This is a genomic window from Bradyrhizobium algeriense, from assembly GCF_003062295.1.
GTDB lineage: Bacteria > Pseudomonadota > Alphaproteobacteria > Rhizobiales > Xanthobacteraceae > Bradyrhizobium > Bradyrhizobium algeriense.
Genome location: NZ_PYCN01000004.1, coordinates 68,480 through 81,889, shown reverse-complemented (window position 1 = coordinate 81,889; position 13,410 = coordinate 68,480). Strand labels below are relative to the sequence as shown.

The following is a 13,410-nucleotide window of genomic DNA, read 5'->3' as shown; positions in this document are numbered from 1 at the left end:
GATTCTCTCGGGACGTCGGGGCGGGGCCGCACGCTAAAACGATTCTCCGGACACTGCCATGAATGAATGGTTCGACGATTTCAAAACCGCCGTCGCGTTCCTGACGCGGTTGCCGATGCCGCATCCCGATGGCGCTATCCCTGCGAATTTCGTGCGCGCGCACCGGATGTTCCCGGTGGTCGGCGCGCTGATCGGCGCCGTCGTGGGATTGCTGTGCCTCGGCCTGCGATCCGTCGGCGTGCCTGATTTGGCCGCCGCCGCATTGGCCCTGGGCGGCAGCGCCATCATGACAGGCGCGCTGCATGAGGATGGCCTTGCCGACGTCGCCGACGGATTCGGAGGCGGCCGCAATCTCGAATCGAAGTTGGAGATCATGCGCGACAGCCGGCTCGGCACCTATGGCGCCATGATCCTGCTGGTGAGTTTTGCCGCAAAACTGTCGGCGCTGGCGGCGATCCCGGACGGCTATGTCATCCCGAGCCTGATCGCCGCGCACGCGCTGGGGCGCGGCGTCTTGCCTGCGATGTCGCTGAACCTGCCTTATGCGCGCAAGGATGGCTTGGCCCGCAATGCCGGCCAGCCTGATGCGGCGACGGCGGCCATCGCCGGCGGGCTGGCGCTGCTGATCGCGCTGTTGTCGTTGTCATGGAGCAACGCGTTCTACGCGGCGGCGATGGCGGGCTTGAGCGGGCTCGGCATCGCGTGGCTGGCGCTGCGGCAGGTCGGCGGCCAGACCGGCGACGTGCTCGGCGGCGCCGAGCAGGTGGCCGAGACCGCGATCCTTGTCCTGCTCGCCGCACGGTTGGCGCAGCCGTGAACGCCCAGACAAATCTCTGGCTGATCCGCCACGCGCCGGTCGACGGACCGCGCGGGGTGATTCACGGACCCGACGCGCCGGCTGATCTCGGCGATGCCGCAGCCTTTGCCGCGCTCAAGGCAAGATTGCCGGGAGGCGCATTTGCGGTGTGCAGTCCGGCGCGCCGCACGCGGGAGACGGCCGAGCGACTGGGTCTCGTTGCAGTCGAACAGGCGGCCTTTCGCGAACAGGATTTTGGCGCGTGGACCGGACGGCGTCACAACGAGATCGAACGCGAACTCGGCCCAGCCTATCGCGAGTTCTGGAAATCGCCGGGAAGCAACCGGCCGCCTGGCGGCGAAAGTTTTGTCGACCAGATCGCGCGCGCGAGCGCTGGGCTTGCGGCTCTCCCCGCAGGCGAGGCGATCCTCGTCGTGCATTCCGGCACCATCCGCGCCGTGCTCGCCACCGCGCTCGATCTTATGCCCGAGCAGGCGCTTCGTTTCGTGATCGATCCGCTGTCGCTGACCCGCATCGATCGGCTTGAGGAAGGTTGGCGCGTGGTTGCGGTCAACCAGCGCTCGAAAGACCAATAGCGTTTTCAAGCGGACAAATGCGATTTTTTTTGCAGATGTCCGCCGCCAATTATGCAGGCGCGTGATTGCGAACCGCTCAGGCCGCCCGGTTCTTGATGGCGCCGACTATCGCGGTGAGAACGGCGCCGGCGACGCCGCCGCCGGCGATCTGGCCGACGATGCTGCCGATATCGGGCGTCGAGGCGCTATTGGCCAGCAGTGGAATCAGCATGCCCAGAAGCTGCCCTCCGGCACCACCGCCGATGGCGCCCGCGATGGTGTTTCCAAGCATGCCGAGATCGATGTTCTTGGCAGCGCCCCCTGCGACATTGCCGCCGATGGCGCCGCTGACGATCTGGATGATCAGGTTGATGAGCATTCCCGACATGACACAACACTCCCGCGATCCGGTGTGAAGTTTTTCCATGAGCAGGGCGCCGGACCATCGCCGCGCCGACACAACCTAAGCGTTTACGACGTGTAGGTCACGCTGCGGCAGCGAAGGGCGCCATGGCGTTTTCGAGTGAAATGGATTCGCGTTTGCGTGGAGAAAACGCGTCAAATCAAGAACCTGGAGCTTCGGTTCTGATTCAATCGGAACCGGTTATGCACCAGCATTTTTTGTTTGCCGCGTTTCCGTCGTCCCACTCGGGGAGAGGGAAGCAGCAGGCTTACCCGTTCCGCCGCGCGCCGCGCAGCGTCGGCAGGCCGATGCCGGCGGCATCAAAACCGCCGTCGACGGCGAGGACCTGCCCGGTGATGTAGCTTGCGCGATCGCTGCACAGGAAGAAGATCGCTTCCGCCAGCTCCTCCTCGAGGCCGTATCGATTGAGCGGAATGGCGTCGTGATAGTCGGCGCGGATTTCCGGCGTGTGGACCTGCTTTGCCATCGCGGTTTCGACCGGGCCCGGCGCGACCGCATTGACGCGGATGCCGAGCGAAGCCAGTTCGACCGCGAGCTGCTTTGTCAGATGCGCCAGCCCCGCTTTGCTGGTGCCGTAGGCCGAGCGCAGCGTGGAGGCGCGCACCGCCGAAATCGACGTGATGTTCACGATCGCGCCGCCGCCATGTTCGCGCATCAGGGGCGCCGCCGCCTTGGTGCAGATAAACGGCCCGGTGAGGTTGACCTGCAGGATGCGGCTCCAGTCTTCATCCGAGGTGTCGAGCAGAGGCGCGAACACCGCGATGCCGGCATTGTTGACCAGCGCGTCGAGCCGGCCGAAGTGACGGTTCATCGTCGCCATGGCATTCGCCACTGCGCCCGCATCGGAAACATCGCAATGCAGCGCCAGCGTGTTGTCAGCGTTCGCAAGGTCAGCGACCGCGCCGCGCAGCAATTCGCCCTCGATGTCGAGCATCGCCACCCGCCAGCCCTCGGCGAGAAAGCGTTTGGCCGTCGCCAGCCCGATGCCGCGCGCGGAGCCGGTGACGAGAGCAACTTTTTGCGGGGAGGGGGACATGGGCGGGTCCGTTGGCGAGCGATGAATTTCCCGCTCGTATAACCCATGCCCCGTTCCGTGTCCCGGCTGCGGTGCAGTGAAATTCAATGCAGATTCGGGCAGGCCCAATGCGATACGGGAAACGTCCCGTATCGGGTCAATGCGCCGGCCGATGCCGAGCCGTTACCGCTGCGAGATCGCCTTCGCTTCCGCGGCGGCGCGCTGCATGCTGGAGGACATCTCGCTGGTGACGGTGCTCTGTTCCTCGACCGCGGCTGCGGTGGCCGTGACATATTCGCTGACGCCCTGGATCGCCTGCCTGATGCTGTCGAGCGCGCCGACGACGTCGCCGGAGATGCCGTTGAGATTTCCGATCTCCGCCCCGATCTTGTCGGTCGCCTGCTTGGCCTGGGTGGCGAGGTTCTTGACCTCGGAAGCCACCACGGCAAAGCCGCGCCCGGCCTCGCCGGCACGCGCCGATTCGATCGTCGCATTCAGCGCCAACAGGTTGATCTGGCCGGTGATGTTGCCGATCAGTTCCACGATGCCGCTCATGGCCTGCGCCGCTTCGTTCAGGCGCTTGGCCTGGGCGTCGGCCGCCTCGACCCGCCCGACCGCGGTCGCCGCCGTCTCGCGCGACTTGGTCATGGCTTCGGAGATTTCCCGAACCGAGGCGTTCAGTTCCTCCGCGCCCGCTGCCACCGTTTCCATCATGCCACGGACGCGCTCGTTGCCCATGCGCACCAGCACCTGCGCGGTGGTGTCGGTGGCGTATTTGACGACCTTGAACGGCTTGCCGTTGAGATCGAGGATCGGATTGTAGGACGCCTGGATCCAGACTTCCTTAGCCCCCTTGCCGATCCGCTTGTATTCGGCGGCCTGATATTCGCCGCGGTTGAGCGCCGCCCAGAATTCGCGGTAGGCCGTGGTGTCGCGCTCGGACGGATCGACGAACATGCTGTGGTGCCGGCCGCGGATCTCGTCCAGCGTGTAGCCGACCGTCCTGAGGAAGTTCTGGTTGGCGCCGATGATGGTGCCGTCCATGTTGAATTCGATCACGGCTTGCGCTTTGCCGATGGCTGCGATCTGCCCGGCGAGGTCTGCTGTCGAAAGCTTCTGGCTGGTGACGTCGGTGGCGAATTTCACCACCCGGAACGGCTTGCCCTTCTCGTCGAGCACCGGGTTGTAGGAAGCGAGGATCCAGACTTCCTTACCGCCCTTGCCGATACGCTTGTACTCGGCCGACTGGGTTTCGCCGCGGTTGAGCTTTGCCCAGAACTCGCGATAGGCCGCGCTGTTGCGCTCGGCCTGTTCGACGAACATGCTGTGATGCTTGCCCTGGATTTCGGCGAGCGTGTAGCCGAGTGCCTTCAGGAAGTTTTCATTGGCGGTGACGATGGTGCCGTTCATCTCGAACGCAATGACCGCCTGCGCGCGGCTGATTGCGGCGATCTGGCTGGCATCCTCCATGCTCTTGATCTTGCGCGCGGTAATGTCAGTCGCAAATTTCACCACCTTGATGGGCTTGCCGCCGCCGTCGAGAACCGGGTTGTAGGTCGCCTGGATCCAGACTTCCTTGGCCCCCTTGCCGATCCGCTTGTATTCGGCGGCCTGGTATTCGCCGCGCCTGAGCGCCGCCCAGAAATCACGATACGACGCGCTGTCGCGCTCCGACGGATCGACGAACATGCTGTGATGCTTGCCCTGGATTTCGCCGAGCGTGTAGCCGAGGGCTTTGAGGAAATTGTCGTTGGCGGTGAGGACGGTGCCGTCCATGCCGAACTCGATCACGGCCTGTGAGCGGCCGAGGGCGGCGGCAAGCGCCTTGTCCGTCGAGGAATTGTTCAGGAACTGGAACACGGGTCACCTCATCCAGGATGCGGGGGGAAATGATGGGGCGAACGATCAATTTCAGGCCTCGTCGCCCCCGAACAAATGTTTCGATCAAAGGAAAGAAGAATGCGTTAACGCTGTTCTCCGTAGGATGACGGATAGCATCGCAAAAGACATAGCCTGTTAAGATACCTATGCGCGCGCCACTCGTTGTGCGCGCGCATATGTCGGTCACGTCGGGCAAACACTATTTGCGGCTGACGACGTCCTCATACGCCGCCTGCAGCCGCTCGCCGACTGACGGACCGGTTCGCTTGCGCCGCTTCACGCCGAGATGGCTCTCGCGCAACTCATCCATGAACTCGGCCCACATTTTCGGTCCGCCCTCGCTGAGCAGCCGCGCGCGGATGCCGAGCTCCTCGCTGACGGGAAGATATTTGTAACCCCAGGCCGCCATCTGCGCGAGAACCGGCAACAGCTCGATGCCCTGTTCCGTCAGCGAATAGATTCCCTTCTGCTTGTGCGTGGGATCGTCCTCGCGGGTGATGATCTTTTCGTCGAGCAGGGTCTTCAGCCGGTCGGCCAGAATGTTGGAGGAGATGCCTTCCTCCGACTTCGTGAGCAGCTCGCGAAAATGCCGCCGGTTGCCGAACATCATGTCGCGGATGATCAGCAGGCTCCATTTATCGCCGAGCACTTCCAGCGAGAGATTGATCGGGCAGCCGGAGCGGCTGGTGTCGGTCATGTTCGGTTCCAGACGGGCGGTCATAGCGCGCCCCAAAAACTGCTTGCAATATTGCACCGGTTGTCTCAGGATACAACCAGTTGCAAATCGCAATCGGTTTTCAAAGGAGGTATCGCGATGGCGAAGTTGATCATGTGGAACCTGATGACGCTGGATGGTTTCGTCGAAGGCCCGAACCGGGACATTTCCTGGCATTCCGACGTCTGGGGCGAGGAACTCGAGCAATTGTCGATCGAGCAGTTGAACGCCGCCGGCGGATTGCTGTTCGGCCGGGTCACCTACGAACTGATGGCCAATCACTGGCCGAGCGCGACCGGCGAGGTCGCCGATTTCATGAATGCCGCGCCGAAATACGTCTTCTCCCGCACGGTGAAGAAATCCGACTGGAACAACACCCAGATGTTCGGCGCTGATGTACCCGAGACCGTCGCCAGGCTGAAGCGCGACAGCGCCAAGGATATTTTCCTGTTCGGCAGCGCCGATCTCGCCGCCAGCCTGATCCCGCACGGATTGATCGACGAGTTCCGCATCGCCGTGAACCCGATCATCCTTGGCGGTGGAACGCCGCTGTTCAAGCCGGGCGAGAAGGTCAGGCTGAAGCTGGTCGACAGCCGGCCATTGTCGACCGGCATCGTGATCCTGCGCTACACGCCGGCGGTGGCAAAATAATCTTTGGCTCAAATGTCGGCGCGCGCGAATGCGGGCCGTCTTGTTACACCGGGAGTTTTTCGATGTCGCTCACCCTGCATTTCCACCCGCTGGCCTCGTACTGCTGGAAGCCGCTGATTGCGCTGTACGAGAACGACACGCCGTTCACGCCGAACCTGGTCGATCTCGGCAATCCCGCCGAGCGCGCCGCGCTGGTGAAGCTGTGGGGAATAGGAAAATTTCCCGTGCTGCGCGACGATGCGCGCAACGAGACCGTGCCGGAGTCCAGCATCATCGTCGAATATCTCGACAGGAACTACCGCGGCCGAACGCGGTTCATTCCTGACGATGCCGGCCGCGCCCTGCAGACGCGGCTGCGCGACCGCTTCTACGATCTCTATGTGCATCTGCCGATGCAGAAGATCATGATCGACCGGTTGAGGCCCGTAGACAAGACGGATCCGCACGGTGTCGAAGAGGCGAGGGCGCAACTACGGACCTCCTACGCCATGATCGAGCAGCAGATGGCACGTGGCGGCTGGGCGATGGGCGACGATTTCACTCTCGCCGATTGCGCCGCGGCGCCGTCGCTGTTCTACGGCAACATGGCCGAGCCGTTCGGCGGAATGCACACGAATCTCGCGGCCTATCTCGAGCGGTTGAAGGCGCGTCCCTCATTCGTGCGCGTGCTGAAAGAGGCCGAGCCCTATTTCCAGATGGTGCCCAAGGAGCGCTAAGAAGGAGCGTTGAATGGTTCACGCAAGCAAGGCAGAGACGATCCGCCGGATCTTCGCAGCCTATCTCGCCAACGATCGCGCGTTCGTCGAGGACGCATTCAGCGAGGATTTCCGCTTCACCAGTCCCTACGACGATAACATCGACAAGCCGGCCTATTTCGAGCGGTGCTGGAACAACAGCGACTGGATCGAACGACACAAGCTGGAGCGGATTTTCGTCGAAGGCGATGAGGCCTTTGTCACCTACCGTTGCGTCGCCAAGGGCGGCAGGAGCTTTCGCAATACCGAGTTTTTCGGCTTCGAGGGCGACAAGGTGAAGCGCATCGACGTCTATTTCGGCGCGGCTTACGACAACGGCGCGTTCGTCAAACAGCTCGGGTAGCCCGCGGAGCCGCTCCCTCAAACGTCTCTTCTTCGTCATGGCCGGGCTTGTCCCGGCCATCCACGTCTTCTCTGTTTATGTGACGAAAAGGGAGCCATCTGTCTCCAAAAATAATTTCCACTGACATGTCGGGGGCGTAAAAGCCCGCTCGTCTTGTTGACGAAGGCCGCCGCGACAGTAGCCGGCCCAAGGAGATCAAAACGGAGAATAGCGATGCGATTCATGGTGATTGTGAAGGCCAGCAAGGATACGGAAGCAGGCGTAATGCCGAGCACGGAACTGCTCACCGCGATGGGCAAGTTCAACGAGGAGCTGGTGAAGGCCGGCGTGATGGAGGCGGGCGAGGGCCTGCATCCGACCGCGAAGGGCGTGCGGATCAGGTATGGAAGCGGGCAGGGCAACGTCAGCCGCGGGCCGTTCGCTCTCTCGGGCGATCTCGTCGCCGGCTTCTGGCTGATCAACACCAAATCGCTGGATGAAGCGATCGACTGGATGAAGCGCGCCCCGTTCCTCGATGGCGACGAGATCGAGATCCGCCAGGTGTTTGCCGCGGAAGATTTCGGCGAAGCGCTCACCCCCGAACTGCGCGAGCAGGAAGAGCGGCTGCGGACGCAGACCGCGAAGAAATAGCCGCCGTCATTCCGGGGCGATGCGAAGCATCGAACCCGGAATCCCGAGATTGTTGCGTGAGATTCCGGGTTCGCTTCGCGCCCCGGCGCCAAACAACAAAGGACACCCACCATGCGATTCATGATGCTGATGATCCCCCTGGGCTATGAGACCGCGCCGCCGGACGTCCAGCTCGATCCCGAACGGGTCAAGGCGATGATGAAATACAACGAGGCGCTCAAGGACGCCGGCGTACTGATCGCGCTCGATGGGCTGCATCCGCCTTCGATGGGCGCACGGGTTTCCTTTGCCACCGGCAAGCCTGTCGTCACCGACGGCCCCTTCACCGAGGCCAAGGAAGTGCTCGGCGGTTACTGGATGATCAATGTGAAGTCGCGCGAGGAGGCGATCGCTTGGGCCAGGAAATGCCCGGCTTCCGAGAACGAGATCATCGAAATCCGCCAGGTGCAGGAGATATCCGATTTCTCCGAAGAGGTGCAGCAGGCAGCCAAAGGCTTCGACGAGTTGCAGAAGGGAAATGCGCACAAGGCGCGGTGAGTTTGCTTTGATAACTTGCCAGCCCCGCAGCCGATGATTCCGGCCAAGGAGGAGCCTCACGATGACCATCACCATTACCGCCTTTGAACGGTCACCCGATGGCGGCAAGGGGCTGGCGCGTGATACGCGCGTTCGCTGGGCGCTGGAGGAAGTGGGCCAACCTTACGAGGTTCGTCTTGTTTCGTTCGGGGCGATGAAGGAACCCGCACATCTGGCGCTTCATCCTTTCGGGCAGATTCCGACCTTTGAGGAAGGCGATCTCGGCTTGTTCGAGACGGGCGCGATCGTGTTCCACATCGCGCAGCGCCATGCGGGCCTGTTGCCGGACGATGCGAATGCAAGGGCGCGCGCGATCACATGGATGTTCGCCGCGCTCAGCACGGTGGAGCCGCCGATCCTTGAACTCGCAACCGCCAGGATCCTTGAGGGCGACAAGTCCTGGACCGCGCAACGCATGCCTCTCGTCGAGGATCGCGTCCGTGACCGGTTGGGCCAACTTTCCCGTCGCCTTGGCGATGCCGACTGGCTCGATGGCGCGTTCAGCGCGGGCGACCTGATGATGGTGTCGGTGCTGCTCAGGTTGAAAGCGTCGGGTTTACTGGACGAATATCCGAGCCTCTCCGCCTATGTGGCCCGCGGCGAAGCGCGGCCCGCCTATAAGCGTGCCTTCGACGCTCAATTGGCGGTCAACAAGCCACCGGCCGGCTGATTGAGGTCCGCTCGAAGCCGTCATCTGAGAGTTTATGGGTCCTGACCCTACGCCTATCGCGATCCGTCAACCGCAGGAGAGGAGAAACCTCATGAGCACCAACGATACGTTCCTCGCTGTCTTTCTCGGCAGCAAGACCAGTGCGAAAATGGCGGCCTGGAATGCGCTGCCCGAGGCTGAGCGGCGCGCCAGGGAGGCGCAGGGAATCGCGGCGTGGAAGGCTTGGGTCGAAAAGCACCAGGCGGCGATCGCCGCCATGGGAGGCCCGCTCGGCAAGACCAAGAAGGTCGATGCAAGCGGTATTGCCGACATCGCCAACGAGATGGGCGCCTTCGCGGTGGTGCGCGCCGGCTCGCATGAGGCCGCCGCGAAACTGTTCGAGAACCACCCGCACTTTGCGATCTTTCCCGGCGAGCGCGTGGAGATCATGCCGGTCCTCCCGATCCCGGGCGGTTAGACCGGAGCGGGCTGGAATCGCCCGGAATTTGACGCCGTTAATCTTGATGAACATCAGTTAACGGCCTCAAAATAAGTGACCTTTTCAGCCGGCTCATGTAAAAGCCTTTCACATGAGCTGGCGAAAGGACCAAGGCCGCAGCGAGCGCGGCTACCACCACGGCAATCTGAAAGAAGCGCTGCTGCAGGCGGCGCTCGGCCTGATCGCCGAGAAAGGCGCGGCCGGCTTCACCTTTGCCGACGCGGCGCGGATGGCCGGCGTCAGCCCCGCCGCGCCCTACCGCCATTTCCGCGATCGCGATGAATTGCTGTCCTCGATCGCCCAGCGCGGTTTTGAGCAGTTCGAGGCGCTGCTGACGCAGGCCTGGGACGACGGCCGGCCGGACACGGTCACGGCGTTTGAGCGGGTAGGGAAGGCCTATCTCGCCTTCGCGCGCAACGAGCCCGCGTTCTATTCGGCGATGTTCGAATCTGGGCTTCCCGTTGATGCAAACCCGACATTGATGGCCGCCAGCGAGCGCGCTTTCGCGATCATTCGCGCTGCTGCCGAGCGACTTGCTGCGCTGGCACCGCCCGGCATGCCGCGGCCGCCGGCGATGATGATGGCGCTGCACATCTGGTCGATGTCGCATGGCGTGGCCTCGCTGTTCGGCCGCGGCGATGCGGCGCGGCGCAAGCTGCCGATGTCGCCGGAAGAACTCCTGGAAGCCGAAGTGCTGATCTATCTGCGCGGCCTCGGCTTCCCGACCGACCGCCGGCCGGAATCCAAACCGCCGGGGCCGCCGCCAGTGCCGCCCGCCGGTGGTCCCTGGGGAACCCCCAAATAATTTTTCGACGGTGCGGCGAGCCGCGCGCTTGACAAAAACGCGGGATGGTTTAGGTATGTAAATGTTATTTACATTCACAACGGCGTGATCGCCGTCATGGAGAGGGAAATGGCCTACACCGCAGATGTCAATCGATGGCGCGGCCCGAGGGAAGAGAACTATCGCCCGCATATGCTTGAGAGCCCCTGGCACCCCGGCTGGATCGCGGTGACCATTCTCGGCTTCATCATCTGGTGGCCGATCGGCCTTGCCCTCCTCTTTTTCACACTAGGGAGCAGAAAAATGGGTTGCTGGAGCAACGGAGATCGCTGGCAGAACAAGATGGAGCGGATGCAGTACAAGATGGACCGGATGCGTAACCGCATGGAGAGCCGCGGCTTTGGCGGCTTCGGCTTCGGCCCGCCGACCAGCGGCAACCGCGCCTTCGACGAGTACCGCATGGAAACCCTGCGCCGGCTCGAGGAAGAGCAGGTCGAGTTCAAGAATTTCCTCGATCGCCTGCGTCACGCCAAGGACAAGGAAGAGTTCGACCAGTTCATGGCGCAGCACAAGACGCGTCCGACCCCGCCGAACGACCAGCCGCAGCAGGGTTAAGCGCGCATAGCGTTTTCAAGCGAAGTTGGGTACCGGTTCGCGTGAAGAAAACGCGTCAAAAGTAAAGCGCGCGTCGCGAGTGAGAGTTCAGCCTCAGGCGTGATGCCCCCATGATGCCTGATGGCGATACAGCCGCCCATCTGCGAAAGCAGGTGGGCGGTTTGTTTTTGGGAGTCGCCTGATACCGGCGCCACCCCTCCGCGGCGACGGGTACAGCCAGCACTACAGTCTCGTGGGACCTGAGCCGGGAACTTCCAGCCGTGAACTCCGCGCGGTCCATGCCGCTGCTGGTACGGGCGCGTAACATTTGTGGCCTCCGAAACGAACTTCGTTCAGATCAACAAGGAGAATATCATGCTGACCCGCCGTTCCATTCTGGGCGCCACGCTCGTGGTCGGAATTCTCGCCGCTTCGCCGGCAAGGGTGGAAAACGGCCCTGCGTTCGATGCCAAGGCGTTCGCCGCAGCTCAGAAGGCCGGCAAGCCAATTCTGATTGCGGTCAACGCCCCGTGGTGTCCGACCTGCAAAGCGCAGGCGCCGATCCTGAGCGATCTAAGGGCCGATCCGAGATTTAGGGATCTCGTTTATTTCGTCATCGATTTCGACAGCCAGAAAGATCTGCTCAGTCGCTTCGGCGTCCGCTCGCAATCGACCCTGATAGCCTTCAAGGGCGAAAAGGAAGAGGCGCGCTCGGTCGGCGATACCAAGCGGGCCTCGATCTTTGCGATGGTCGGAAAAGCGATCTGACCCGTTCGATGGGAAACCCGCGATGACGATCGGCAGCATGTTGTTGGCATTCCTCGCAGGGATCCTCTCGATCCTTTCGCCCTGCGTGCTCCCTCTACTTCCGATCGTCCTGGGTAGCGCGGCATCAAGTCATCGTCAGGGACCTTTGGCTCTGGCTGCCGGGCTGTCCCTTTCGTTTGTCGGCATTGGATTATTTGCGGCGACGGTCGGCCACTCGATAGGATTGGATGCGGACCGGCTTCGCTACCTTGCGGCGACGCTGATGATGCTCGTCGGCGTCGTGCTTGTTGTGCCGCGGCTACAGGCGCAAATCGCAGTTGCGGCGGGCCCGATCGGAAACTGGGCCGACAGCAGATTGGCGACGAGCCGTACCAACGGCGTTGCCGGACAGTTTTGGATCGGCGCGCTCCTGGGAGCCGTATGGAGCCCATGCGTCGGGCCGACACTTGGAACCGCGTCCTTGCTTGCCGCCCAAGGCAAGGATCTTGGTCAGGTCGCGCTGACAATGCTTGCATTCGGTGTCGGCGCGGGGCTCCCATTGGTGGGATTGGGATGGCTTTCCCGGGAAACGATGGCGCGCTGGCGGGGCCGATTGCTCGCCGCGGGCGGCGGAATGAAATCCATGCTCGGCCTTCTGCTCCTTGTCATCGGCATCCTCATCATTTCCGGAGCGGACAAGGCGCTTGAAACCTTCCTGGTCGACGTTTCGCCGGAATGGCTGACTAATCTCACCACGCGCTTCTAGAGGCTCATAGCCTTTGGAGGCTCATACTTGCAGGGCCCGTCGGACGAATGCCAGTTGCTTCTTGAGGAGTTTGAAATCCAGCTAGGGAGAAGTTCCGATGAAGTTCATGTTCGTTTTCTTGGCACTGATCATCGCGGCGCCGGCTTGCGCGGACAACGGCATCATCACGAAGCCCAGCAATTTTTCGGTGAAGGATACGATTTCGCGCTTTGAGGCGGCCGTGAAATCAAGGGAAGGCGCCGGCTTCATTGTGTTCACCGAAATCGACCACGCTGCCGCGGGAAAGAAATTCGGCATCGATATGCGCCCTCGTACAGTGGTCATATTTGGAAATCCCAAGCTCGGCACGCCGGTAATGGCAAAGACGCCATTGCTGGCGATCGACAACCCTCCGAAGGCTCTGGTTTGGGAGGATGATCAGGGCAAGGTATGGCTGTCCTATAATTCAGCCGACTATTTGTATAAGACAATCTACCCACGGCATGGACTGGAAGCGCCACCCAATTATTCGGCGTTCACAAAGACGTTGAGCGACATAACCGATGAGGCAACAAAGTAGAGGCGCTCGGCGTATCCGGACGCTTGACCAATTGAATTCCTCGGCCCGCGCGCCCAGCACGAGTTCGCTCTAATCGCCATCGCTCATTCCGGCTGGATCGCCGTGACCATCATTCGGTTCGTCATCTGGCGGCCGACCGGGCTTGCCCTTCCCATGATGCCTGATGGCGATACAGCCGCGCATCTGCGAGAACAGGTGGGCGGCTTGTTTTTAAGCACCTGGCGTTCTCGGGAAACAGCCCGGTCCGGCTTCCGCTTTGACCCGAAACCGACATGCCGTAGTCGTTGCTTCATGTTTGGTCCTGAGGGAAAGAACGGATATCTTCCAGCTACGCACGAGGTCCGTTCTTGACCCCCATATCGGACATTTAGGAATCCGAGGTCCCCCAATGCGGGCGCGCCTCGTCGCTTAATTCGTGATACAAGGTATTAGAGATGTTGTTCTAAATCAT

The 13,410-nt window shown here is 62.1% G+C and carries 18 protein-coding genes; 14 read left to right on the top strand and 4 right to left on the bottom strand.

Translation table 11 applies throughout. The annotated features are described in order from the left end of the window. Positions 1-58 precede the first annotated feature (58 nt). A complete protein-coding gene (gene cobS, locus C7G61_RS11335; protein ID WP_108514186.1) occupies positions 59-817 on the top strand; it encodes an adenosylcobinamide-GDP ribazoletransferase in 759 nt (252 codons plus the stop codon). Beyond that, positions 814-1,392, top strand: a complete 579-nt coding sequence (locus C7G61_RS11330) for a histidine phosphatase family protein (RefSeq protein WP_108514185.1) — start codon at positions 814-816, stop codon at positions 1,390-1,392. Before cobS ends, C7G61_RS11330 begins: the two co-directional genes overlap by 4 nt. 76 nt (positions 1,393-1,468) lie before the next feature. On the opposite strand, the gene C7G61_RS11325 is transcribed toward C7G61_RS11330, so the two are convergent. From C7G61_RS11325 to C7G61_RS11310, 4 genes are all read right to left on the bottom strand, one after another. Continuing rightward, positions 1,469-1,759, bottom strand: coding sequence for a hypothetical protein (locus tag C7G61_RS11325; RefSeq protein WP_108514184.1), 291 nt, complete (start codon positions 1,757-1,759; stop codon positions 1,469-1,471). 283 nt (positions 1,760-2,042) lie between these two features. Continuing rightward, positions 2,043-2,831 carry an SDR family NAD(P)-dependent oxidoreductase gene (locus C7G61_RS11320; RefSeq protein WP_108514183.1) on the bottom strand — a complete coding sequence of 263 codons (789 nt, stop codon included), beginning with the start codon at positions 2,829-2,831 and terminating at the stop codon, positions 2,043-2,045. 162 nt (positions 2,832-2,993) lie between these two features. Next, on the bottom strand, positions 2,994-4,670 hold the full coding sequence (locus tag C7G61_RS11315; protein WP_108514182.1) for a methyl-accepting chemotaxis protein: 1,677 nt from the start codon (positions 4,668-4,670) through the stop codon (positions 2,994-2,996). Positions 4,671-4,890: 220 nt separating this feature from the next. Continuing rightward, complete coding sequence (locus C7G61_RS11310) at positions 4,891-5,388, bottom strand: winged helix-turn-helix transcriptional regulator (protein WP_108514471.1); 498 nt, start codon at positions 5,386-5,388, stop codon at positions 4,891-4,893. Between the two features lie 117 nt (positions 5,389-5,505). Between C7G61_RS11310 and C7G61_RS11305 the strand changes: the two genes are divergently transcribed. The 12 genes from C7G61_RS11305 (at position 5,506) to C7G61_RS11250 (ending at position 12,959) form a co-directional block, all read left to right on the top strand. Continuing rightward, the gene (locus C7G61_RS11305; protein WP_108514181.1) at positions 5,506-6,057 is read left to right on the top strand and encodes a dihydrofolate reductase family protein; all 552 of its coding nucleotides are present in this window, start codon (positions 5,506-5,508) and stop codon (positions 6,055-6,057) included. 62 nt (positions 6,058-6,119) lie between these two features. Further along, positions 6,120-6,773 (top strand): glutathione S-transferase family protein, encoded by a 654-nt coding sequence (locus C7G61_RS11300; protein WP_108514180.1) that lies wholly within the window; start codon positions 6,120-6,122, stop codon positions 6,771-6,773. 13 nt (positions 6,774-6,786) lie between these two features. Then, a complete protein-coding gene (locus tag C7G61_RS11295) occupies positions 6,787-7,155 on the top strand; it encodes a nuclear transport factor 2 family protein (RefSeq protein WP_108514179.1) in 369 nt (122 codons plus the stop codon). Between the two features lie 213 nt (positions 7,156-7,368). Next, positions 7,369-7,785: a YciI family protein gene (locus tag C7G61_RS11290; protein ID WP_108514178.1), complete on the top strand. Its 417-nt coding sequence runs from the start codon at positions 7,369-7,371 to the stop codon at positions 7,783-7,785. A 111-nt stretch (positions 7,786-7,896) separates the two neighbouring features. Next, entirely contained in the window at positions 7,897-8,322 is a 426-nt protein-coding gene (locus tag C7G61_RS11285) for a YciI family protein (RefSeq protein ID WP_108514177.1), read from the top strand. 61 nt (positions 8,323-8,383) lie between these two features. Then, positions 8,384-9,031 carry a glutathione S-transferase family protein gene (locus tag C7G61_RS11280; RefSeq protein WP_108514176.1) on the top strand — a complete coding sequence of 216 codons (648 nt, stop codon included), beginning with the start codon at positions 8,384-8,386 and terminating at the stop codon, positions 9,029-9,031. Between the two features lie 91 nt (positions 9,032-9,122). Continuing rightward, positions 9,123-9,488, top strand: a complete 366-nt coding sequence (locus C7G61_RS11275; RefSeq protein WP_108514175.1) for a hypothetical protein — start codon at positions 9,123-9,125, stop codon at positions 9,486-9,488. 112 nt (positions 9,489-9,600) lie between these two features. Next, positions 9,601-10,314, top strand: coding sequence for a TetR/AcrR family transcriptional regulator (locus tag C7G61_RS11270; protein ID WP_108514174.1), 714 nt, complete (start codon positions 9,601-9,603; stop codon positions 10,312-10,314). Positions 10,315-10,422: 108 nt separating this feature from the next. Then, positions 10,423-10,908: a DUF2852 domain-containing protein gene (locus tag C7G61_RS11265; RefSeq protein WP_108514173.1), complete on the top strand. Its 486-nt coding sequence runs from the start codon at positions 10,423-10,425 to the stop codon at positions 10,906-10,908. 354 nt (positions 10,909-11,262) lie between these two features. Then, positions 11,263-11,655 (top strand): thioredoxin family protein, encoded by a 393-nt coding sequence (locus tag C7G61_RS11260; protein ID WP_108514470.1) that lies wholly within the window; start codon positions 11,263-11,265, stop codon positions 11,653-11,655. A gap of 22 nt (positions 11,656-11,677) precedes the next feature. After that, positions 11,678-12,400, top strand: coding sequence for a cytochrome c biogenesis CcdA family protein (locus C7G61_RS11255; protein ID WP_420836753.1), 723 nt, complete (start codon positions 11,678-11,680; stop codon positions 12,398-12,400). 97 nt (positions 12,401-12,497) lie between these two features. Then, a complete protein-coding gene (locus C7G61_RS11250) occupies positions 12,498-12,959 on the top strand; it encodes a DUF302 domain-containing protein (protein ID WP_108514172.1) in 462 nt (153 codons plus the stop codon). Positions 12,960-13,410: the final 451 nt, after the last annotated feature.